The 20,414-nt window shown below is 64.5% G+C and carries 19 protein-coding genes; 6 read left to right on the top strand and 13 right to left on the bottom strand.

What is annotated here, in order from left to right; all coding sequences use genetic code 11:
• Nucleotides 1-44 precede the first annotated feature (44 nt).
• Both ispZ and KK488_RS00620 read left to right on the top strand, forming a co-directional pair.
• Entirely contained in the window at nt 45-581 is a 537-nt protein-coding gene (ispZ, locus tag KK488_RS00625; RefSeq protein WP_250889998.1) for a septation protein IspZ, read from the top strand.
• A gap of 190 nt (nt 582-771) precedes the next feature.
• Nucleotides 772-1,365, top strand: coding sequence for a PEPxxWA-CTERM sorting domain-containing protein (locus KK488_RS00620; protein WP_250889957.1), 594 nt, complete (start codon nt 772-774; stop codon nt 1,363-1,365).
• A gap of 63 nt (nt 1,366-1,428) precedes the next feature.
• Here KK488_RS00620 and KK488_RS00615 read toward each other — a convergent pair whose 3' ends face one another.
• Nucleotides 1,429-1,773 (bottom strand): antibiotic biosynthesis monooxygenase family protein, encoded by a 345-nt coding sequence (locus KK488_RS00615; RefSeq protein ID WP_214621201.1) that lies wholly within the window; start codon nt 1,771-1,773, stop codon nt 1,429-1,431.
• 99 nt (nt 1,774-1,872) lie between these two features.
• Between KK488_RS00615 and KK488_RS00610 the strand changes: the two genes are divergently transcribed.
• Entirely contained in the window at nt 1,873-2,481 is a 609-nt protein-coding gene (locus tag KK488_RS00610; RefSeq protein ID WP_349356832.1) for a class I SAM-dependent methyltransferase, read from the top strand.
• On the opposite strand, the gene KK488_RS00605 is transcribed toward KK488_RS00610, so the two are convergent.
• Entirely contained in the window at nt 2,444-3,676 is a 1,233-nt protein-coding gene (locus tag KK488_RS00605) for a phospholipase D-like domain-containing protein (RefSeq protein WP_250889956.1), read from the bottom strand. The two genes, KK488_RS00610 and KK488_RS00605, sit on opposite strands and share 38 nt — an antisense overlap.
• A gap of 153 nt (nt 3,677-3,829) precedes the next feature.
• Here KK488_RS00605 and rpoZ point away from each other — a divergent pair, with 153 nt between their 5' ends.
• Entirely contained in the window at nt 3,830-4,174 is a 345-nt protein-coding gene (gene rpoZ / locus KK488_RS00600) for a DNA-directed RNA polymerase subunit omega (RefSeq protein ID WP_214621199.1), read from the top strand.
• An 81-nt stretch (nt 4,175-4,255) separates the two neighbouring features.
• Here rpoZ and ftsH read toward each other — a convergent pair whose 3' ends face one another.
• The 8 genes from ftsH to KK488_RS00560 form a co-directional block, all read right to left on the bottom strand.
• The gene (gene ftsH, locus KK488_RS00595; RefSeq protein WP_214621198.1) at nt 4,256-6,202 is read right to left on the bottom strand and encodes an ATP-dependent zinc metalloprotease FtsH; all 1,947 of its coding nucleotides are present in this window, start codon (nt 6,200-6,202) and stop codon (nt 4,256-4,258) included.
• 53 nt (nt 6,203-6,255) lie between these two features.
• Complete coding sequence (gene tilS / locus KK488_RS00590; RefSeq protein WP_214621197.1) at nt 6,256-7,203, bottom strand: tRNA lysidine(34) synthetase TilS; 948 nt, start codon at nt 7,201-7,203, stop codon at nt 6,256-6,258.
• On the bottom strand, nt 7,196-8,149 hold the full coding sequence (locus KK488_RS00585) for a tetratricopeptide repeat protein (protein ID WP_214621196.1): 954 nt from the start codon (nt 8,147-8,149) through the stop codon (nt 7,196-7,198). Before KK488_RS00585 ends, tilS begins: the two co-directional genes overlap by 8 nt.
• A gap of 82 nt (nt 8,150-8,231) precedes the next feature.
• Nucleotides 8,232-9,095 (bottom strand): helix-turn-helix domain-containing protein, encoded by an 864-nt coding sequence (locus tag KK488_RS00580; protein WP_214621195.1) that lies wholly within the window; start codon nt 9,093-9,095, stop codon nt 8,232-8,234.
• Between the two features lie 117 nt (nt 9,096-9,212).
• Entirely contained in the window at nt 9,213-11,513 is a 2,301-nt protein-coding gene (ptsP, locus tag KK488_RS00575; protein ID WP_214621595.1) for a phosphoenolpyruvate--protein phosphotransferase, read from the bottom strand.
• A 126-nt stretch (nt 11,514-11,639) separates the two neighbouring features.
• Nucleotides 11,640-12,995 (bottom strand): MFS transporter, encoded by a 1,356-nt coding sequence (locus tag KK488_RS00570; RefSeq protein ID WP_214621194.1) that lies wholly within the window; start codon nt 12,993-12,995, stop codon nt 11,640-11,642.
• Nucleotides 12,996-13,165: 170 nt separating this feature from the next.
• A complete protein-coding gene (locus KK488_RS00565) occupies nt 13,166-14,176 on the bottom strand; it encodes an NAD(P)H-dependent flavin oxidoreductase (RefSeq protein WP_214621193.1) in 1,011 nt (336 codons plus the stop codon).
• 117 nt (nt 14,177-14,293) lie between these two features.
• Nucleotides 14,294-15,553 (bottom strand): aspartate kinase, encoded by a 1,260-nt coding sequence (locus tag KK488_RS00560; RefSeq protein ID WP_214621192.1) that lies wholly within the window; start codon nt 15,551-15,553, stop codon nt 14,294-14,296.
• Between the two features lie 105 nt (nt 15,554-15,658).
• On the opposite strand from KK488_RS00560, the gene ubiG reads away from it, so the two are divergent.
• Nucleotides 15,659-16,423: a bifunctional 2-polyprenyl-6-hydroxyphenol methylase/3-demethylubiquinol 3-O-methyltransferase UbiG gene (gene ubiG / locus KK488_RS00555; protein WP_214621191.1), complete on the top strand. Its 765-nt coding sequence runs from the start codon at nt 15,659-15,661 to the stop codon at nt 16,421-16,423.
• Between the two features lie 45 nt (nt 16,424-16,468).
• A complete protein-coding gene (locus KK488_RS00550) occupies nt 16,469-17,635 on the top strand; it encodes a mechanosensitive ion channel family protein (RefSeq protein ID WP_432653821.1) in 1,167 nt (388 codons plus the stop codon).
• On the opposite strand, the gene KK488_RS00545 is transcribed toward KK488_RS00550, so the two are convergent.
• From KK488_RS00545 to KK488_RS00535, 3 genes are all read right to left on the bottom strand, one after another.
• Nucleotides 17,617-17,916 (bottom strand): hypothetical protein, encoded by a 300-nt coding sequence (locus KK488_RS00545; protein ID WP_214621190.1) that lies wholly within the window; start codon nt 17,914-17,916, stop codon nt 17,617-17,619. The genes KK488_RS00550 and KK488_RS00545 overlap by 19 nt on opposite strands.
• 165 nt (nt 17,917-18,081) lie before the next feature.
• Nucleotides 18,082-19,113, bottom strand: coding sequence for an N-acetyl-D-Glu racemase DgcA (gene dgcA, locus KK488_RS00540; RefSeq protein ID WP_214621189.1), 1,032 nt, complete (start codon nt 19,111-19,113; stop codon nt 18,082-18,084).
• A 10-nt stretch (nt 19,114-19,123) separates the two neighbouring features.
• Nucleotides 19,124-20,359 (bottom strand): polyhydroxyalkanoate depolymerase, encoded by a 1,236-nt coding sequence (locus KK488_RS00535; RefSeq protein WP_214621188.1) that lies wholly within the window; start codon nt 20,357-20,359, stop codon nt 19,124-19,126.
• Between the last annotated feature and the right edge of the window lie 55 nt (nt 20,360-20,414).

The following is a 20,414-nucleotide window of genomic DNA, read 5'->3' as shown; positions in this document are numbered from 1 at the left end:
GCGCGCCGATCGCGCTCGGCCCCAAGGGCGAGAGCTGGCTTCCCATGGCGCTCGACTTCGGGCCGCTTCTGGTCTTCTTTGTCGCGACCAAGTTCATCGGCATGTTCGCCGGCACGGCCGCCTTCATGGCCGCCATCGCTGCCGCCGTGATCGTCAGCAAATGGCGCCTTGGCAAGGTGTCGCCGATGCTGTGGCTCTCGGCGATCCTCGTGCTCTTCTTCGGCGCGCTGACCCTCTATTTCCACGACCCGAAATTCATTCAGGCCAAGCCGACGATCATCTACAGCTTCTTCGCGGTCATGCTGCTCGGCGGCTGGCTGCGGGGCAAGCCGCTGCTGCGCTATCTGCTGCAATCGGCCTATAATGGCCTGAGCGAAACCGGCTGGCTCAAGCTCTCGCGCAACTGGGGCCTGTTCTTCGCGGTGCTTGCTCTGGCGAATGAAGCGATGCGCGCGTCGCTCAGCTTCGACACATGGCTGACGATCAAGGTCTGGGGCGTCACCATCGCTTCGATGGCCTTCGCCATGGCCAATCTGCCGATGCTGATGAAGCACGGTCTCGCTCTGGGCGAAAAGCCTTAGTGCGAGGCAGTCGGGCAAACAATCAATCCATTCATCCCGCCCAGACCGCCATTCACCCCCAACCCGTTCATATCCCGGCCCGAATTGCCGGCCGCGGGGTTCGCGGCCCGGACGAAATCGGCTAACGCGCCATCAACCATAAGAAGTCGGGTCGCGAGCATCCGTAACTGACTCAACGTGGGAGATGATCATGACAATCAAGACATTCGCGCTGGCCGCACTGGCCGGGACGGGACTGCTTGCCTCCGTGGGCGCACAGGCGGCCCCGACGATCGACGTCGCCGAAGCGCCGACCGGCTTCTTCGTGCCGACGGCGGCGCAGACCTATGATGCGCCTTATTATCGCTACTTCGATGGCGACTGGGGCTGGACGCACAACGCGATCGCGGGGTCGATCACCACCGCTAGCCTCCTCATCAGCGCATTCGATGTCGACCCGACCGAGATCGACCAGATCTACGCCTATGACAATGGCGTGAAGACCCTGCTCGGCGATCTCGCGGTGGCGCCTGATGACTACAGTTATACTGAGTTCGTGCTCGGCGCGAATTTCTTCGATGACATCGCCGCCGGCCTCCAAGTCTTCATCGACATCGACGTCGGCAACACGACCAACACCTGGGCGGTGACGCTGGCCAAGTCGACCCTGTCGATCGACGGCGCCGCGCCGCCGAACCCGAACCCCGGCGTGCCGGAGCCGGCGACCTGGGGCATGATGATCGCAGGCCTCGCGATCGTCGGCTCGACCATGCGCCGTCGCAAGGTCGCGGTCAGCTTCGCCTGATCCCATGACTGCCTAAGTCCTGGGCCCCGCCGGAGCGATCCGGCGGGGTTTTGCCTATCCGCTTCACGCGCCGCCGCGCTCCCAGCCATAACCGCGCACGGCCTGGGTCACGATCAGTCGATAACGCGCATACCAGCGCGCGCGGCCGATCTCGCGGATCGCGGCATGCTCGGCATTGTTGCGCCAGGCGACCGCGCTGGCTTCGTCCGCCCAATAGCTGACCGTGATGCCGAGGCCGTCGGCACCGCGCACGCTGTCGATGCCGAGATAGCCGGGCTGCGTCGCGGCAAGCGCATCCATCGCGCCGGCGGCGCGTCCATATCCCACCTCGTCCTCGTCCGTGCGCTGGGCGATGAAGATCACCGCGATGGCGCCCACGGGAGGCAAACGCGCCTCATTGTCGGTCATCGTCACACTCCCCTAGAACGAACGGTCTTGCCAGCCGCGCGTTATTTTGTCACGGGACGCCATGAGAGCGTTGATCCGATGACAGCCGCGAAGCGAGCCGTGTCCGCAAAACTCTTCTTCCTCAAAGAATTTTTTCGCGATCCCCGCGCGGTCGGCTCGGTGATTCCCACATCGCGCGCCGCAATCGATGCCCTGCTCGATCCGGTCGACTGGAGCAGAGTGCGAACGGTGGTCGAATATGGCCCGGGCACCGGCGTCTTCACCCGCGAGATCCTCAGCCGTATCCGCCCCAGCGCCCGGCTCGTCGCGATCGACACCAATCGGGTGTTCATCGACTATTTGCGTGACGTCATCGCCGACGACCGCCTGGTCTGCGTCCATGGTTCGGCCGCGGACGTCGAGGCCATTCTCGCGCGTTGTGGCGAGCATGCCGCCGATTATGTGATCTCAGGCCTCCCCTTCTCGACCCTGCCGGGCGCGATTACCGACGCGATCATGGACAGCACCTGCCGCGCGATCCGGCCGGGCGGCGCTTTCCTCGTCTATCAATATTCGCTGTTCGTGATGCCGATGCTGGAAGCGCGGTTCGATCGTGTTCAGCTGGGCCGGGTCTGGCGCTGCACGCCGCCAGCCCGCTTGTTCTGGGCGCATCGCAGCATGGCATCGGCGTTCAGTCTCGACGACGCCGAAAGTTTAGCCGCCGAGTAACGGTATAGTCGAGCACGCCGACCAGCAGATAATCGCACCACCAGACGAACCTGCGCAGAGGCCCCGCCATCATGGCGTAGCTGGTCTCGTCGATGCCGCGGCTGCGTTTCTCCATCCGGTCGATCATCTCGCGCGCCTCGGCCGCGAAACCGGCATCGTCGACCCGCAGCATGAGTTCCAGATTGATGTACAGGCTGCGCATATCGAAATTCGCCGAGCCGACATAAGTGACGTTATCGACCACGATGAGTTTCATATGAAGTTTCTGCGGTCGGAACTCGAAGACCGTCGTACCCGCGCGCAGGAGCCGCTTGTAGAGATGTCGTGCCGCTCCCACCGTCGCCTTGTTGTCCGATGTCATCGCTGTGATGATTCGCGCCGAGCCCCGGCGCGCGATCGCGTCGATCCGGCGCATCATGCCCGGATTGGGCGAGAAATAGGCGGCGACCAGGTCGAGGCGTCGGCATGCCTGGAGATCATGGACGATCTGGCGCACCCAGCTGCTCTGCGGCTTGCGGATCGGCCCGCCGATCAGCCAGGACACCGTTCCATCGCTCGGCTTCCAGATGCGCACCATCCGGCGCAGATGCCGGAATTTCTGCTCGCTCTCGATGGTCCAATGGGCGAGCGCACGGAACCAGCGCTCGAGATCGGCGGCGAGCGGGCCCTTCACCAACAGGCCAAGGTCGCACCAGCTCGCCGGATCGTCGTCGCGCCCGAAATAGAGCTGCTCGCAATTAAACCCACCGATCAGGACGCGTCGTCCATCGGCGATCACCATCTTCTGATGATTGCGGATCAGATAACGCGTCGACCGGCGCGCACCGAACCACGCGAACCGCCCGCCCGCCCGGACCAGCGCATCGAAAAAGACCTGCGGCGTCGTCGCCGAGCCGAAAGCGTCGACCATGAGCGTGACGGCGACGCCGCGGTTGCACGCGTCGATCAACGCCTCGGCCACCTGCTCGCCACACACATCCTTGGCGAAGATATAATAATAGAGATCGAGCCGTGCCTGCGCGCCTTCGATCAGGTCGATCAGCGCCTTGAGACGTTCGGCGCCACCGGGGAGCAGGGTGAGCTCGTTCCCATCCACAATATGAGGGGCAAGCCCCGCGTCTGTCTCGATGCTCTCCATCGAGGCTTCATGCGGCAAGGCGGCGCGCTTGCCAATCGCGAGTCCGTCCCGCTTCATGTTTTTTGGGCCGCCGGGCTCGCGGGCGTTTATGACGGGGCCCGTGGCCATGCACTCATGCGTGTGAGACACCTTGCATTTCTTGACTTGGCACCCACCTGCTGTTAGCGGATCCCACTTTCCCAGACCATTTTCGTTGTTCAGGAGCCAAGCATGGCGCGCGTAACCGTCGAAGATTGCATCGACAAGGTCCCTAACCGTTTCGATCTCGTGCTGCTCGCGGCGCAGCGGGCCCGCTCCATCTCGGGCGGCGCGGAGCTGACCATTGATCGCGACCGCGACAAGAATCCCGTCGTCGCGCTGCGCGAGATTGCTGACGAGACAATCATCCCGGAGGATCTCAAGGCGGATCTCATCGGCTCGATGCAGAAAATGCAGATCGACGATGATGACACGCCGGACGAGATCGGTTCGCTTGCTCGCTCGGCCGAGGCCCTGCGTCTTACTGCGGCGACCCCGCCCCGGTCGCACAATCTCGGCGCCGATTACGACGGCTGATCCTCACGAGACTTAATAACGAGAAAGGCCGGCATCGCTCTTGCGATGCCGGCCTTTCTCGTTTTGAACGACCTGGACCGATCAGACGCCCTGCGGCGCCGGATCCCCGACCGAGCCCTTGCGACGTCCGGTCTTGGGGATCGACGAGCCCGCTGCCGGGATCGAAGCCGGGCGGATCGTCTCGCCCTCGCGGACCAGTTCGCCCTTCTCCAGCAGCGTCTTGATCTCGTCGCCCGAGAGCGTCTCGAACTCGAGCAGCGCGTTGGCGAGAAGGTGCAGCTGATCGAGATGATCGCTCAGCAACTGCTTCGCCCTGTTATGGCCAGTGTCGACGATCTTGCGGATCTCCGCATCGATCTTCTGCGCGGTCTCGTTGGACATGTGAACGCGCTGGCTTTGCGAATAGCCCAGGAAGGTCTCGCCCTGCGGCTCCTCATATTGCAGCGGCCCCATCTCGTCCGACATGCCCCACTGGGTCACCATGTCGCGCGCCAGACGCGTCGCGTACTGAATGTCGCTCGATGCGCCCGAGGACACCTTTTCGTAGCCGAAGATCACTTCCTCGGCGACGCGTCCCCCCATCGAGACGGCGAGGTTCGCGTACATCTTGTCGCGATGGTAGCTGTAATTGTCGCGCTCCGGCAGGCGCATGACCATGCCCAGCGCGCGGCCGCGCGGGATGATCGTCGCCTTGTGGATCGGATCGGACGCCGGCTCGTGAACCGCGACGATGGCATGGCCCGCCTCATGATAGGCGGTCATCTTCTTCTCGTCCTCGGTCATCACCATGGAGCGCCGCTCGGCACCCATCATGACCTTGTCCTTCGCCGCCTCGAACTCGGAGTTGGCGACCAGGCGCTTGCCGCGCCGCGCCGCCATCAGCGCCGCCTCGTTGACGAGATTGGCGAGATCGGCGCCCGAGAAGCCCGGGGTACCGCGCGCGATGACGCGCGCATCGACGTCCGGCGCCAGGGGCACCTTCTTCATGTGGACCTGCAGAATCTTGATCCGGCCATCGATGTCCGGGCGCGGCACCACGACCTGACGGTCGAAGCGGCCCGGGCGCAGCAGCGCCGGATCGAGCACGTCCGGGCGGTTGGTCGCGGCGATGATGATGATGCCTTCGTTCGATTCGAAGCCGTCCATCTCGACCAGAAGCTGGTTCAGAGTCTGCTCGCGCTCGTCATTGCCGTTGCCGAGACCTGCGCCGCGGTGGCGGCCGACCGCGTCGATCTCGTCGATGAAGACGATGCAGGGCGCATTCTTCTTGGCCTGCTCGAACATGTCCCTGACACGGGACGCGCCGACACCAACGAACATCTCGACGAAGTCCGAACCGGAAATGGTGAAGAAGGGCACGCCCGCCTCACCCGCGATCGCGCGGGCAAGCAACGTCTTGCCGGTGCCGGGCGAGCCGACCAGCAGCGCGCCCTTTGGGATCTTGCCGCCCAGGCGCGCGAACTTGCTCGGATCCTTCAGGAACTCGACGATTTCCTGCAACTCCTCGCGCGCCTCGTCGATGCCGGCGACATCGTCGAAGGTAACGCGTCCCTGCTTCTCCGTCAGCAGCTTGGCCTTGGACTTGCCGAAGCCCATCGCGCCGCCCGCGCCGCCGCCCTTCTGCATCTGGCGCAGCACGAAGAAGGCGATGCACAGGATGAGGACGAACGGCAGCGACTGCATCAGCAGATACATCCAGAAATTGGGCTGCTCTTCGGGCTGGCCGGAATATTTGACGCCGTGCTGGTCGAGCAGTTCGGGAAGCTTGTCGTCCTTTACCGCATAGGTCGTGAACCGCTGGTCGTTCTTGAGCACGCCGCTGATTCGATCCGGGGCGATTGCGACCTCCTTGACGGCGTCGTTCACGACCTTCGCGCGGAAGTCGGAATAAGCGATCGCCGTGCCTTTGGTGGTCACACTCTTGCCGTCAAAGACGGTCACGAACATCAGCAGCGCGAGAAACACGCCAGCCAGAATGAGGGCGCTCTTGATCCAGGGATTGCCTTGCGGCTCTTTGTTGTCGTTCATCTCAACTCGCTTTCGCGCTCCAAAATAGGACATATCGCCCCGAACACAATGGTTCAGCGCGACTTTCGCGGCGGCGCGCGCCGCGATGCCCATGTCCCACCCCCCGTAATCACACAGTCGGCGAGCGTGACCGTCTTAGCATCCAAAAGTTGAACAAGCGCTTGATCGAGCGATGGACCGCGCGGTTTTTCGGCCTCGGGGTTCAAATATTCGATCATTTTAAGGAGCAAACGCCGCAAAATCTCGGATGGCAGGTCGGTCCTATTCAGCACCGCCGCTCGATCACCCAGATCGAGATAATCGTCCGCGAGACTGTCCGCCATCCAGGCGAGCGCCGCATCGGCCTGCTCGAGCGCTTCCACCGATCGCGCGAGACCGGCCGGGGCGATGAGATCGCCCTCCGCCAGAAGCGCGCGTAACCGGGCCCGATCGAACCGGGGGTCGATATTGCTGGGGTCGTCGACGAACGGCAGGTCGTTCGCCACACAATAGGCCCGCAGCGTGGCACGCCGCTCACCGAGCAGGGGACGCAACAAATGCTCTCTCCTGCCCCGCACCGAGGCGAGGCCGCCCACCCCGGATCCACGATTCAGCCGCAGGATCACGGTCTCGATCTGATCATCGGCCTGATGCGCGGTCATCAGCCAGGCGAGGCCCCGCGCCTCCCGCCAGGCGTCGAGCAGCCGATACCGCGCGATCCGCGCCGACGCCTGCAGATTGCCCGCGATCGGCGCCTCAGGTGTCAGGATGGCGTGGGGAATGTCGGCGGTTGCGCACCAGGCGGCGACCATCTCCGCTTCCTGGCGTGCCTTTGGACGCAGGCCATGGTCGACCGTCGCCGCCTCGATCTGCCCGGGCCAGCTATGATGCGCGGCCGCGAGCAGCGCCATGCTGTCCGCTCCGCCGGAAACGGCGATGCCGATCCGCTCCTGTGGCAAGGGCGCACGGCCGATCAGCCGCGCCGTCGCGGCGCTCAGCCTCGCGTCGAGATCATCAGGCACCGCATTTTGCGCGCACCCGGCCTTTGACCATCATGTCGCGCACGCTCGCGGGCATGCTGGCGCTGAACACGTCCGCCAGTTCGTCATAAGCGGCGCAGGCTCGGGCGTTGTCCTTCGCCTGCATCAGCGCTTCCGCCGTCCAGGCCAGGCTCTCCGCCGCCCGGTCGCCCTTGGGCCGTAGGCGATAATTCTCGTAGAAGGTCTTGGCCGCCGTCACCGGCTTGCCCTCGTCGAGATAGGCGCGCCCGAGCAGGTTCTGGGTGCGGCTCGCCACGGGATCGCTGCCATATTTCTCCAGCGTGGCGAGAAGCTGCGTCTCCGCCTCGGGGTAGAATTTGGCCGACCAGAGCCGGAAGCCATAGGTATAGCCATCGAGCGCGGCATTGCCCGTGCTGGGCCGCTCGACAGCCGCGACCTGCTCGTTGCGGGCGGCCGACGAGGGCCCGCCGGCCGCTGCCGGTTGCGGACGCGGCGCCGCCGGTTGCGGCCGGCCGGCCGGCGTCGCCGGGCCGGGCGCGACAGAGGGCATGGCCGGCACCGGAGCTACCGCTGCCACGGGCGGCGGGGCATTGAGCTTGGCAACCGCATCCTCGAGCTTGGTCAGCCGGTGACCATTCTCCTCGACCTGACCCGTCAACTGCGCCAGCTGCGCTTCGATCGCGCTCACGCGCGCCGTCAGATCCGCGACAGGCGAAGTGGCCGGCGTGCCTGCCGGCGTAGCGGGCAAAGGCGCTGCCGGCCCGACTTCGGGCGCGACAACCTGGCCGCTCGGAAAGACCTTGCGTTGCACCGCGCGCATTTCCTGTTCGAGCCGGTCAACCCGGCCTTCGACGGTCTTCGGCGCGCTCTGCGCCTCTGCAGCGCCGCTGAGGGCAATCGGATACACCGCGCAGGCCAACAAGACCTGACGGAGGACGAGGCGGCTCGGACGGTGACGAGAAAACATCGCTGGCATGGTCGATCATTCCTGGGTGGGATGGCTTATTCTTAGCCAATCCGGGCGGATGGTAAAGCGTCGAGCGCGCCGATCAGGTACCCGCGCCGTTGCCGGTATTGGCTGCCGGCGGGGAGGCGTCCTCGCTGCCGGGCGGAACAGCCTTGCGGGCGAGCAACGCAGCGGCGCTAACCGGCACGTCCGATATGGTGCGCTCGGCCGTCCCGAGCGGCGGAATAGCCTGCCCGCCGATCGTCACCGCCAGCGCGTCGGGCCGGCCGGTCAGGATCATCGGATTGCGGGCGGTTGCCGGGACCGTGAAGGCCTGATCCTTGGCCAGCACGCCTTCAAACAAGCGCGTGCCGTCGGGTTCGTAGATGCGCAGCCACACTTCGTTGACCGCCGTCAGGACTACCGGCCCCGCAGGCGCTTCGGCAGAAGCCGCGGCACGGCGCGCAGGTGTCGCAGGATCAGCAATGCGCGTCTCGGTCCGTTGTTCGGCGGCGAGTTGTTCGTCCGTTGGCGGCGTGTTGAGCTGCATCCGCCAGATGGCATAACCACCAGCGATCAGCAGCACGAGCACGGCGACCACCCAGGCCAGCATGCGCGGCGGCACGCTGCTGGGATCGACCGGTTCGTCAATCTCATGGTGGCCGTGTCCGACCCCGCCCAACTCGGCGATTTCCTCACGTACCTGGGCGACCAGCGCTTTCTCGTCCAGACCGACGGCACGGGCATAAGCGCGCGAGAAGCCGGCGCAGTAGGTGGTGCCCGGCAAGGCGCCATAATCCCCTGTCTCAAGCGCCGCCAGGTGCCGCATCGGCACGCGGGTGCGCCCCGCCAAATCCTCGAGAGTCAGCCCGGCTGCTTCACGAGCGCGGCGCATCTGCGCCGGGGCACTCATATCGTCGGGAGCGACCGCCTTGTTTTCGTCTGCCGCAATGGGCTCTTTGGCCATATTTCGTCCGTTTTTCGGTCCCGGTCAGGCGCTGCCTTGTTTCATGTCGGCGCGCGGGCTGTCAACGCGCTTAACGTGTCGGCCCATAAGCCGCCGCGAACGGAGCGGATTGCACGATCAATTGAACTCGACGTCGTTCTCGCGCGCCCACTGGGCAAGCGGCTCGCGGAAATTGGCGACGCGACCGTTCATGAGCTCGGCGCAGTAGGCGGAGAGAGCCGCGACATCGACCGAACGAATCATCGCCTTGACCGGGCCGATCGATGCCGGCGTGATCGACAGGCGGCGGATTCCGATGCCGAGTAGCGCCATGGCCTCCAGCGTGCGCCCGCCCATTTCGCCACAGACGCCGACGGGCACCTCATGCTCGGCACAAGTCCGCACGATACGCGAGAGGAAACGCATGATGGCGACGCTGAGCCAGTCATAACGCTCGGCAAGTTTCGGGTTGGCGCGATCCGCCGCGAACAGGAACTGTGTCAGATCGTTGGTGCCGATCGAGAGGAAGTCCAGCTCGGGCAGGATGAAGTCGAGCGTCTCCGCCAGCGCCGGCACCTCCAGCATCGTGCCATATTGCACCGCCTTGGGCAGCTTGCGGTCGCGCTTGGCGAGCCAGTCATGCTGATTCTTAAACAGCGCCTTGCACTGGGCAAGCTCCCAGGGTTCTGAAATCATTGGGAACATGACATGCAGGGTCCGCCCCGCCGCCGCTTCGAGAAGGGCCCGCGCCTGCGCCTTCATGAGGCCGTCTCGCTCCAGTGCCAGGCGCACGGCACGCCAACCCATCGCGGGATTCTCCTCCTCGTCCATGTCCGACTTGTTGAGGTAGGGCAGCGCCTTGTCGCCGCCGATGTCGACGGTGCGGAAGACCACCGGGCGATTGCCGGCCGCGTCCAGCACATCCTTGTAGAGCCGCTGCTGGCGCTCGCGCTGCGGCAGCGTCGCGGAGACGAGGAACTGGAACTCGGTGCGGAACAGGCCGATGCCGTCTGCGCCTGTCACGTCGAGCGCGGCGACGTCGTCGCGCAGCCCTGCATTGACCATGAGCTCGACGCGAACATCGTCCCTGCTCACCGCGGGCTTGTCGCGTAACGCCGCATAGGCCGCGCGCCGCTTCTGGGTCAGTGCGAGGCCGCTCTCGAATGCCTCGTCCATTGGCACGGAGGGGCGAATGTAAAGTCGGTTCTGGTTGACGTCGAGCAGCAGCAGATCGCCCTCGTTGACGAGCTGCCGTATATTCTTGACGCGGCCCAGCACTGGCACGCCCATGGCGCGCGCGACAATGATCACATGCGCGGTCAGCGAACCTTCTTCCAGCACCAGCCCCTTGAGGCGGCGGCGATCATATTCGAGCAGCTCCGCCGGGCCGAGATTGCGCGCGATCAGGATCGCGTCCTGGCGCAGGCCCATCTGCGCGGCGGTGCCGAGCTGGCCCGAAACGATGCGCAACAGCCGGTTGGAGAGGTCCTCCAGATCGTGCATGCGATCCTGCAGCAGTGCGTCGTCGATCTGGCGCATGCGCATGCGCGTGCGCTGCTGGACTCGCTCGATCGCCGCTTCGGCAGTCAGGCCGGCATCGATCGCCTCGTTGATCCGGCGCGACCAGCCCTCGTCATAGGCGAACATCTTGTAGGTCTCGAGCACCTCCTTGGTCTCGCCCTCGACACCGAATTCGGCCTGGCCAGTCATGCGGTCGATCTGCTCGCGCATCTTGGCGAAGGCGGAATAGACGCGCTGGCGCTCGACCTCGATGTCCTCCGCGACAGTATGCTCTATGGTGATGCGTGGCTGGTGGAAAACGGCGTGGCCGCGCGCCATGCCCATGACGAGTTGCAGGCCCGACAGGATCGTCGCGCCGGTCTCCAGCGGCCGGTGCTCGCCGGGATTCTCGTCGACCAGGCCGGCATTGGTGATCAGCTCGGACAGCACCATCGCGACGGTCTGCAGCGCCTCGATCTCGACTTCCTCATAGGGCCGCGGATCGAGATGCTGGACGCAAAGCACGCCGATCGCCTTCTCGCGGCGCACGATCGGCACGCCGGCGAAGCTGTGGAACATTTCCTCGCCCGTTTCTGGCCGGTAGGCGAAATCAGGATGCGCGGCGGCTTCTTCCAGATTCAGCGAATCAACGTCTGCGGCGATGGTGCCGACGAGTCCCTCGCCCGGCGCCAGACGCGTCACATGAACGGCTTCTTGTTTGAGGCCGCGGGTCGCAAACAGCTCCAGCATGCCTTCGCGCAGCAGATAGATGGAGCAGACCTCGCTCGACAGTTCCTCGCCGATAATCTCGACGACCTTGTTGAGCTTGCCTTGGGCATGCGTGCGCGCCGCCATCACTTCATGGAGGCGCAGCAATATCTTGCGCGCGGCGGCGGCGGCGGCAACTGACGAGGGGTCCTGACGGCGAGCGGAGTCCATGTAGTCCGTGCTATCAGAAGAAGTCATGACTGACCAACGTCCAGACCGGCATGGCGCAGCAATGGATCATTGCGCAGGCTGAAGCTGTGCCATCCTCTCCCCCATCAGCTGTCCCCCGCTTCGTCATCAGCCGGTCGCAGCGGCGATCGTCGCCGCGCCGGCTCTCTGCTTCACCTGCTCTGGTTCCTCGGGCGGCAGCGGCACCGCGCCTATGTTAGCGGCGTAGCGATAGGGGCCAAGCACCCAATAGAGGATCGTGCCAATCGCCAGCGAGACGAGCATGACCACATAGCCGCTCGTATAGGAACCGCTGGCGTCGTGCAGATATCCGACGACCGGCGGCGCGCACCCCATGGCGAAGGCGAGGAACATATTCTCGAAACCATGATAGAAGCCGAACGACTTCAGACCGAAGAAGCGCACGTGGAGATATGTGCCGATCGGCCGCGCGGTGCCGAGCGAGAAGCCGCCGAAGCCCATCGCCAGCCCGAGCAGGTACCAGCCGCCGAAACTCGCCGACGCCATGATGAAGAAAAGCAGGCCGAGAAAGGAAATCACCTTGAAGGGGATCGCGATCCGGCTGTCATTGACCCGATCGACAGCCCATCCGCCGACGACCGTGCCAGCCAGCGCCAGAACGCTCGAGGCGCTCATGTAGGTAACGGCATCAGCTTGAGTGAAGCCCTTCTCCAGCAGCATCGGCACCAGCGACGGCATCATGCCGGTGCGCGGCGCCGTACCGATAATCGTCGCGACGACAATCAGCCAGAACACGCGGTCGCGCAATATCTGTCCCTGGGTCAGCCCTTCGAGCGACGCTGATCGGTCGATCCGTGCCTCGGTCCTGCGTCTGACCAAACGCCGATCGCTATTGATCTCTCCCGGCTCGTCGATCTGGAAATAAATGAGCGGGATCAGCGCGAAGATGATGCCACCGCAGGCAATGAACATGCCACGCCAGCCAAAACCGGTGATCAGCCAGTTGAGCAGGAACGGAATCCCCGCGCCCGCCAGCGTCGACTCGACGCCGAACAGCGAAAGCGCCTTGCCACGATGCTGCGTGAAAAGCGCGCTGACGATCTTGGTGTAGCCGATGCCCGTACTGCCGAAAATGCCGAGCAGCGCAAAACAAAGATAGAATTGCCAGAGCTGGGTGACGAAGCCGAGCGCGAGCGTCGACAGGCCGACGCCGACCGTCCCGGCGATGATCGCCAGGCGAACGCCGAACTTGTCCATGACGCGACCGTAGAAAATCAGCGTGCAGGCCCCGCACCACATGAGCGAGGTCATCGCCAGGCCATATTGCGCCTGGGTCCACCCGAATTCCCGGGTCATCGGCATGTTGACCAATGTGATCGCGCCGAACGGCAGCAGGCTGGTCGCAAACATGTTCGCGATCGTGATGATCGTGACGAGCTTGAGCTTGCGGAGAGAGAAATCCGACTCATAGCGCGGTTCGGAACTTGTCGCGGCCTCAGTCACGATCGCGCGCGCCTTCCGGGCCTCGCGGCCACGCTGCACCTCATGGTCCTTACGGCCATGCTTCTCTCTCCTATCGCGTGCGCGGTCTTTGTCGCGTCGCGGCCTAGGTCAACAAAGCAAAGCCATTCGTCAAGCGGTTATGCTGAGATACCGTTTGGAATAGTGGCAGCTCAGGCGGCGCGGCGCTCCAGCGCGGCGCGGGCTTCGCTCATCAGGGTCGCGATGATCTGCGCGACCGGCTCCTCGCCCGTCACCATGCCGACCGACTGTCCCGCCATCAGCGAGCCATTCTCGACATCGCCATCGATCACCGCGCGGCGCAGGGCGCCGGCCCAGTAATGCTCGATCTGGAGCTGCGCCTCGCCCATGTCGACCTGACCCGCGTCCAGCAATGCCGCGACCTCGCGCTGCTTGGCGGTGAAGGCCTCGGTGCCGGCATTCTTGAGAGCGCGCACGGGGATGACCGGCAGGCGCGGATCGACCTGGACGCTCGCTACCGCATCGCGCGCCGAGGCGCGGAAGAAGGCCTTCTTGAAGTTCGGATGCGCTATGCTCTCGGCGGCGCAGGCGAAGCGCGTACCGAGTTGCACGCCGGCGGCGCCCATCTCCAGATAGGCGGCGATCGCCTCGCCATGGCCGATGCCGCCGGCCACGAACACAGGCAACTCGCGCGCCATTGCGGGCAGGATCTCCTGGGCCAGCACCCCGGTCGCGACCGGGCCGATATGGCCGCCCGCCTCCATGCCCTCGATCACCAGCGCATCGACGCCCGAGCGATGCAGCTTCTTCGCCAGCGCCAGCGCCGGGGCGAAGCAGATCACCATCGCACCATTGGCCTTGATCGCCTCGATGCTGCCGCGCGGCGGCAGACCGCCGGCCAGCACGATATGGCTCACATCATGGGCATTGCACACGTCGATCAGGTCGAACAGCTGCGGGTGCATGGTGATCAGATTGACGCCGAACGGCTTGCTCGTCAGCGCCTTGGTCGCCGCAATCTCCGCGTCGAGCAGCGCCGGGGTCATCGCGCCGCATGCGATGAGACCGAAACCACCGGCATTGCTGACCGCCGAGACGAGATGGCGCTCCGACACCCAGCTCATCGCACCGCAGATGATCGCCGTCTCGCTGCCGAGGAAGGCCGTGCCGCGGGCCATGAGGGAGGTGAGACGGTCGGTCATAGAAATTCCTTTAGCCCCTCCTCTTCAAAAGGAGGGGTGGGGTAGGGCTCGGGCGCTTAGGATCGCTGCGCGACACCCACCCCAACCCCTCCCTTGAAAGGGAGGGGTCAACGTATGTCAAGCGACAGGCTGTTCCGCATCCAGCCCATAGGCGCTGTGGAGCACGCGCACGGCGAGCTCGGTCTCGTCCTCGTCGATGATCACCGAGACCTTGATCTCGCTGGTCGAGATCGCCTCGATGTTGATGCCGCGGTCGGCGAGGGTCTTGAACATCGTCGCGGCGACGCCGGCATGGCTGCGCATGCCCACGCCCACGACGCTGATCTTGGCGACCTCGACGTCGGTGATGATCGACTCGAAGCCGATCTTCTCCTTCTCGGTCTCGAGAATGTCGACGCTTCGGGCCACGTCCGCGCGGGGCACCGTGAAGGTCACGTCCGTCACGATGCCGCTATGCCCGACATTCTGGATAATCATGTCGACATTGATGCTGGCGTCGGCGAGCGGGCCGAAGATGGCGGCCACGATGCCCGGGCGGTCCGGTACCTTGGTCAGCACGATCTTGGCTTCGTTCTTGTCGTGGGCGATGCCGGTGATGAGCTGCCGTTCCATATCGCTTTCCTCGATTTCCTGTTCGCTGACGATCATCGTGCCCGGCTCGGGGTCGTCGCCCGGCTCCTCGAAGGAGGAGAGCACCTGAACGCGCACATTCTCTTTCATCGCAAGCGCGACGGATCGTGTCTGCAGCACTTTCGAGCCGACGCTCGCCAGCTCCAGCATCTCTTCATAGGTGACCATATCGAGCTTGCGCGCCCGGCTCACGATGCGGGGATCGGTGGTATAGACGCCGTCGACGTCGGTATAGATGTCGCAGCGGTCCGCCTTGATGGCTGCGGCGACGGCGACGGCGGAGGTGTCCGAGCCGCCACGGCCGAGCGTCGAGACGCGACCATCCGCCATCTGCCCCTGGAAGCCGGGAATGACGGCGACCTGGCCCGAGGCCATCGCCGCGAGCAGTGCGCTGGTCTCGATCTCCTCGATGCGCGCCTTGCTGTGCGTCTCGCTCGTGCGGATCGGCAGTTGCCAGCCCAGCCAGCTGCGCGCATCGACGCCGATCGCCTTGAGTGTCATCGCCAGCAGGCCGGATGTGACCTGCTCGCCCGCCGCGACGACGACATCATATTCGGCCTCGTCATAGAGCGGGCTGGCTTCCTTGCAGAAACCGACCAGACGATCGGTCTCGCCGGCCATCGCCGAGACGACCACGGCAACCTCGTTCCCGCGTTCCACCTCGTGCTTCACGCGCGCAGCCACCTTGCGGATGCGCTCCATGCCGGCCATCGAGGTGCCGCCAAATTTCATCACAATGCGCGCCATGGACTTGCCGCGAACCTTTCATCGACTATCAAGGGGGCAGGAAAACCGGGCGTGCCGGTCTCGCCAGCCTGCGAGCCGGCGCCCTCTTAGTCAGCAGGATAGGCAATGGCAAGCGAGCCGGGAACCGGAACGATCGATCCGAAGGAAGCCGCGCATTTCGGCGCGCAGGCCGCCGATTGGTGGGATCCCCATGGCAGCAGCGCGATGCTCCACAAGCTCAATCCGGTGCGCCTGCGCTACATCCGCGAGGCGATCGACCGGCACTGGGATGGCGATCCGGGCGCGCTGAAGCCGCTCGCGGGCAAGCGCGCGCTGGACATTGGCTGCGGCGCAGGTCTCGTCGCCGAACCGCTATGCCGGCTTGGCGCCGATGTCACCGCGATCGACGCCGCTCCGGAGAATATCGATGTCGCCTCCGCCCACGCGGTGCGCATGGGCCTGCCGATCGATTACCGGGCTTGCGGCGTGGAAGCGCTGCACGACGCGCCGTTCGATCTGATTACCGCGCTCGAAGTCCTCGAGCATGTCACCGACCCGGCGCTGTTCATTGGCGCCGTCGCGCGGTTGCTCAGGCCTGATGGCCTCCTGATCCTCTCGACACCGAACCGCACTTCCAAGTCGAAACTGCTGGTCATCACGCTGGCCGAAGGGTTCGGCCAGGTCCCGAGGGGTACGCACGACTGGCACAAGTTCCTGACACCCGATGAAACGGCCAACCTGCTGGGCGACACCGGCCTGACCGTCACCGACACGACCGGGATCGTGGCCGATCCGCGCTATGGCTTCACGCTCAGCCGCGACCTTGCCGTCAATTACATCCTGTCGGCGCGCAAGAGCATCGGCGAAACCGAGCCAACGCCGGCGCGTTGACCGTTCGATAGCGGTCCTGCCGGCCGCGCTTCCAGAGGATAATGCATGGCTGCTGCCGCGTCGCCCCTTCCCCACCTCGCCGACCCCATCGCCCTGATGGACGACATATCCAATTGGCTCGCGGTTCACTGGCTGCAGATCGCCCTCGCGATTGGTGCCGGCATCGCTATCTATCTGGCTCTCAATTTCCTGCGCGAGCTGGTGAAACGAGTTTGCCAGCGCGAATATGTTCCGGGTCTGGTCACGGTCGCCGGGCGTGCCGCGCGCAAGACCGGCCATTTCTTCATGATGCTCGTCGCGGCGAGGCTGGTTGCGGGCTACGCCAATCCGCCCGAGCTGGTGTTGGCAACGATAAACTTCCTGTTCACGATCAGCGCGGCCTTCCAGGTCGCGATCTGGCTGCGTGAGATCATCGTCGGGCTGGTCGAACGGCGCGCCGGGCAGGAAGGCGCAGAAAGCCTTGCGATGGCGATGGGGATCATCCGGATCCTCGTCTCTGTCGCGGTCTTCGCGATCGCCGCCATCGTCGTGCTGGACAATCTCGGAGTCAACGTCACCGGTCTGGTGGCGGGCCTCGGCATCGGCGGTATCGCGATCGGTCTCGCCGCCCAGGGCATCTTCGCCGATCTGTTCGCGGCGCTCTCCATTCTGTTCGACAAACCGTTCCGTCAGGGCGACGTCATCACTTATGACCAGACCACCGCGCGCGTCGTGCGGATCGGGCTCAAGAGCACACGCCTTCGCGCGGTAACTGGCGAGCGCAAGGTCATCTCCAATGCGAATCTTTTGCAGAAGGAGATCACGGGACAGCAAAGGCTTGAGAGCAAGCGCGTCAAATTCACACTCGGCATCGTCTATCAGACACCCATCGAGCTGATCGCCCGCATACCGGAGATATTACGGCAGGTAGTGGAGGTCGAGGGGCAGGTTTATGTCCACGCCGGGATGGTAGCCTTCGGAACGAGCTCACTCGATTTCGAGCTGGAATTCGACGTGCCCGATCCGGACGATACCGACTATTTCATGAGCCGCCATCGTGTCGCGCTGAGCCTCCTCCGGCGCTTCAATGAGGAGGGGATCGCGTTCGCCTATCCGACGCAGACGAGCTTCACTGCTGCGCCCGACGGGCAGATGATCATGCCTTATCCGCAGCCGGCAAAAACGACGGAGAGCCCGGCCCGGCGTTCAGCGCGTCAGGCGACATCGGAATAATAATCGGCCCAGACATGGGCCTGCTTGCGCTCGATGCGCATGATCGCCACAACCGCGACCATGACGGCGAGCGCCGCGAGCGAGAGAAACACCGGCCACACCGGCATCGGCGAGACATAGAGGCTCGCCACTGCGCTCGCGCCCATGAACGGCACGACGCAGACGCTCGCCAGCGCGGCGGCCTTGCGAGCCTTCTTGCGCTTCGGCGGCTTGCGCCAAAAATAGAGGCTGCCCAGCGCACCGATATTTGCCGGGATCAGATGAAGCCAAGCAAAACTCATTTTATATAGTAGATAGCCGGATATGCCCAAGGTGGCCGCAACGAGCAGCAGTGCGAGAATTCGTGCAAATCGCACTTAACGCCTCCTCAGATCATGACCAAAGGACCTAAGTCCCACCCACAGCATCGGCTCGATATGCCGAGTGACCGATAGGTGCGATTTAAGTCAAGCCGGTAAACCTTTAATTATTCTCCCAGCGCCCCACAAAGTGCCGGGATGAAGCATTCCATCGACGAGTTCCAACGCTCCGCTGCGGTCTTCCGCGAGCAGCAAGGCGCCGTCCAGATCGACCCAGTCAGCGAGGCCAGCCAGCAGGAAAGCCGGTGCGATCCCGAGCGAGGTTGCCAACATGCAGCCGATCATAATTTTGAGGCCGTGCGCCCGCGCGGCTTGTGCCATGGCCAGCGCCTCAGTGAGGCCACCCGCTTTGTCGAGCTTGATGTTGATCGCCTGGTAAGCGCCGAGCCGGGCGATGTCCGCGAGGCTCTGACAGCTTTCGTCAGCGCAGATGGGCAACGAGAGCGACAGGTTCGCAAGGCCCGAATCATCGGCCGCTGGCAGCGGCTGCTCGATCAGCGATACCCCTAACGCCGCCAGCGCCGATGCCTCGGCCGCGACGTCCAGGCCCGCCCAGCTCTCGTTCGCGTCGACGATCAGCGCCGCATCGGGCGCGCCCGCGCGAATGGCGGCAATGCGTTCGCGATCGCCTTCTCCGGTCAACTTGCACTTGAGCAGCGCAAAGCCCCGGCCCCGGGCACGCCGCGCGGCCTCCGCCATGACCTGAGGCGTATCGAGGCTGATCGTGAAGGCTGTGCGCACGGGCTCGGGCGCCGTTAAGCCGGCCAGCTCCCAGACAGGCGCGCCCGCTTGCTGCGCTTCCAGATCCCAGAGTGCGCAATCCAGCGCATTGCGCGCCGCGCCCGGCGGCAACAGGGCGCGCAGGCGCTCTCGATGGAATGCGTCAGGTTCATTGGCGACACGCGCGATTGCGGCCGCGCAATCCTGCGCTGTCTCGCCGTGATAGTAGATCGGCGTGCCTTCGCCACGGCCAACATAACTGCCGTCCGTCACGGCGCAGGTCACCACATCAACGAAGGTCTTGGCACCGCGGCTGATCGTGAAGGCGCCGGCAACTGGAAAGCGCTCGACCTTGGCCCCAAGCAAGCGCAGGCTGGTCGTCTGTGCGGCGGCCGTCATCCCGGGTCAGTCAGCCACGCGGCAGATCGTCGTGCTGCGCAATCCAGGATTCGACCACCGGTGCGATCCGGTTGCGCCATTTCGAGCCGTTGAAGATGCCATAATGGCCGACATCCTTGGCGAGAAAATATTGCTTATATGCGTCAGGCAGGTTCTTCGAAATGTCGAGCGCCGCCCTCGTCTGGCCGATGCCGGAAATATCGTCATTCTCGCCTTCGACCGCCAGCAGGGCGACGTCGGTGATCGCGCCGGTGTCGACGAGCTGGCCGCGATGCAGGAACTCGCCCTTGGGCAGGCTGTGCTTCTTGAACACCTCGTTGACTGTCTGCAGGTAGAATTCCGCCGTCATGTCGCAGACCGAGCGATATTCGTCGTAGAATTTCTTGGTCGCGTCCGCGCTTTCCTCATCGCCCTGGACCAGATGCTTGAACATCGTCCAGTGGCTCATGAGGTGGTTGCCGAGGTTCATCGTCATGAACCCGGCAAGCTGCATGAAGCCAGGATAGACGCGCCGCCCGGCACCGGCATAGCTGAAAGGCACGGTCGCCACGACATTCTGGCTGAACCAGCTCAGCGGCCGCTCCTGGGCCAGCTGGTTGACGGCTGTCGGCCCCTGGCGCGTATCGATCGGCCCGCCCATCATGGTGAGCGTGCGCGGACGGCAGGGATGCTTCTGGGCGGACATCAGGCTCGCCGCGGCAAGGCACGGAACCGAGGGCTGGCAGACGGCGAGCATATGCGCGCCCGGGCCGATATGCTCGAGCCACTCGACCAGATAGTCGACATAATCGTCGAGATCGAACGAGCCCTGCGACACCGGCACGTTCCGCGCGTCACGCCAATCCGTGATATAGACGTCGTGGCCCGGCAGCAGGCGCGCGACGGTTCCGCGCAGCAGAGTCGCAAAATGGCCGGACATCGGCGCGACGATCAGGAGCTTGGGGCCTCCCCCTTCGTGCCCCTTGCGAACGAAATGCTTGAGCTGCCCGAAGGTCTTGCGCGCCTCGATCACCTCGTGAATCGGGACGATTTCACCATCTATCTCGGTGGTGAGCAGTTCGAAGGCCGGTTTGCCGCGCGGCGCTGCTGCATGTGCGAATACGTCGAGCGCGGACGCGACAAGCGGCCCACCGCCGAAATAGGCGAAGGGGTTGGCCGGATTTTGAAGCATTTCCGCGCCTGCCGTGGCCATTGCGCTGGCGCTGGCGAGAAGGCTGCGCTGAATTTCGTAGGCATTGTAAAGCATGCGTTCCCCGCTATTGCGCCGGCCTTATAGGCCAGTGGCTTCGCTGTTGCGATGC

It is taken from the genome of Sphingobium nicotianae (assembly GCF_018603885.1).
Classification (GTDB): Bacteria; Pseudomonadota; Alphaproteobacteria; order Sphingomonadales; family Sphingomonadaceae; genus Sphingobium; species Sphingobium nicotianae.
The sequence above is the reverse complement of the archived record's forward strand: the minus strand, read 5'-3'. Positions and strand labels throughout refer to the sequence as shown.

Coding starts and splice junctions, on each gene's coding strand:
- ispZ (WP_250889998.1), top strand. CDS start 45: ATGGCGCTCGACTTCGGGCCGCTTCTGGTCTTCTTTGTCGCGACCAAG.
- KK488_RS00620 (WP_250889957.1), top strand. CDS start 772: ATGACAATCAAGACATTCGCGCTGGCCGCACTGGCCGGGACGGGACTG.
- KK488_RS00615 (WP_214621201.1), bottom strand. CDS start 1,773: ATGACCGACAATGAGGCGCGTTTGCCTCCCGTGGGCGCCATCGCGGTG.
- KK488_RS00605 (WP_250889956.1), bottom strand. CDS start 3,676: ATGAAGCGGGACGGACTCGCGATTGGCAAGCGCGCCGCCTTGCCGCAT.
- rpoZ (WP_214621199.1), top strand. CDS start 3,830: ATGGCGCGCGTAACCGTCGAAGATTGCATCGACAAGGTCCCTAACCGT.
- ftsH (WP_214621198.1), bottom strand. CDS start 6,202: ATGAACGACAACAAAGAGCCGCAAGGCAATCCCTGGATCAAGAGCGCC.
- KK488_RS00585 (WP_214621196.1), bottom strand. CDS start 8,149: ATGTTTTCTCGTCACCGTCCGAGCCGCCTCGTCCTCCGTCAGGTCTTG.
- KK488_RS00580 (WP_214621195.1), bottom strand. CDS start 9,095: ATGGCCAAAGAGCCCATTGCGGCAGACGAAAACAAGGCGGTCGCTCCC.
- ptsP (WP_214621595.1), bottom strand. CDS start 11,513: ATGGACTCCGCTCGCCGTCAGGACCCCTCGTCAGTTGCCGCCGCCGCC.
- KK488_RS00565 (WP_214621193.1), bottom strand. CDS start 14,176: ATGACCGACCGTCTCACCTCCCTCATGGCCCGCGGCACGGCCTTCCTC.
- KK488_RS00560 (WP_214621192.1), bottom strand. CDS start 15,553: ATGGCGCGCATTGTGATGAAATTTGGCGGCACCTCGATGGCCGGCATG.
- ubiG (WP_214621191.1), top strand. CDS start 15,659: ATGGCAAGCGAGCCGGGAACCGGAACGATCGATCCGAAGGAAGCCGCG.
- KK488_RS00550 (WP_432653821.1), top strand. CDS start 16,469: ATGGCTGCTGCCGCGTCGCCCCTTCCCCACCTCGCCGACCCCATCGCC.
- KK488_RS00545 (WP_214621190.1), bottom strand. CDS start 17,916: ATGAGTTTTGCTTGGCTTCATCTGATCCCGGCAAATATCGGTGCGCTG.
- dgcA (WP_214621189.1), bottom strand. CDS start 19,113: ATGACGGCCGCCGCACAGACGACCAGCCTGCGCTTGCTTGGGGCCAAG.
- KK488_RS00535 (WP_214621188.1), bottom strand. CDS start 20,359: ATGCTTTACAATGCCTACGAAATTCAGCGCAGCCTTCTCGCCAGCGCC.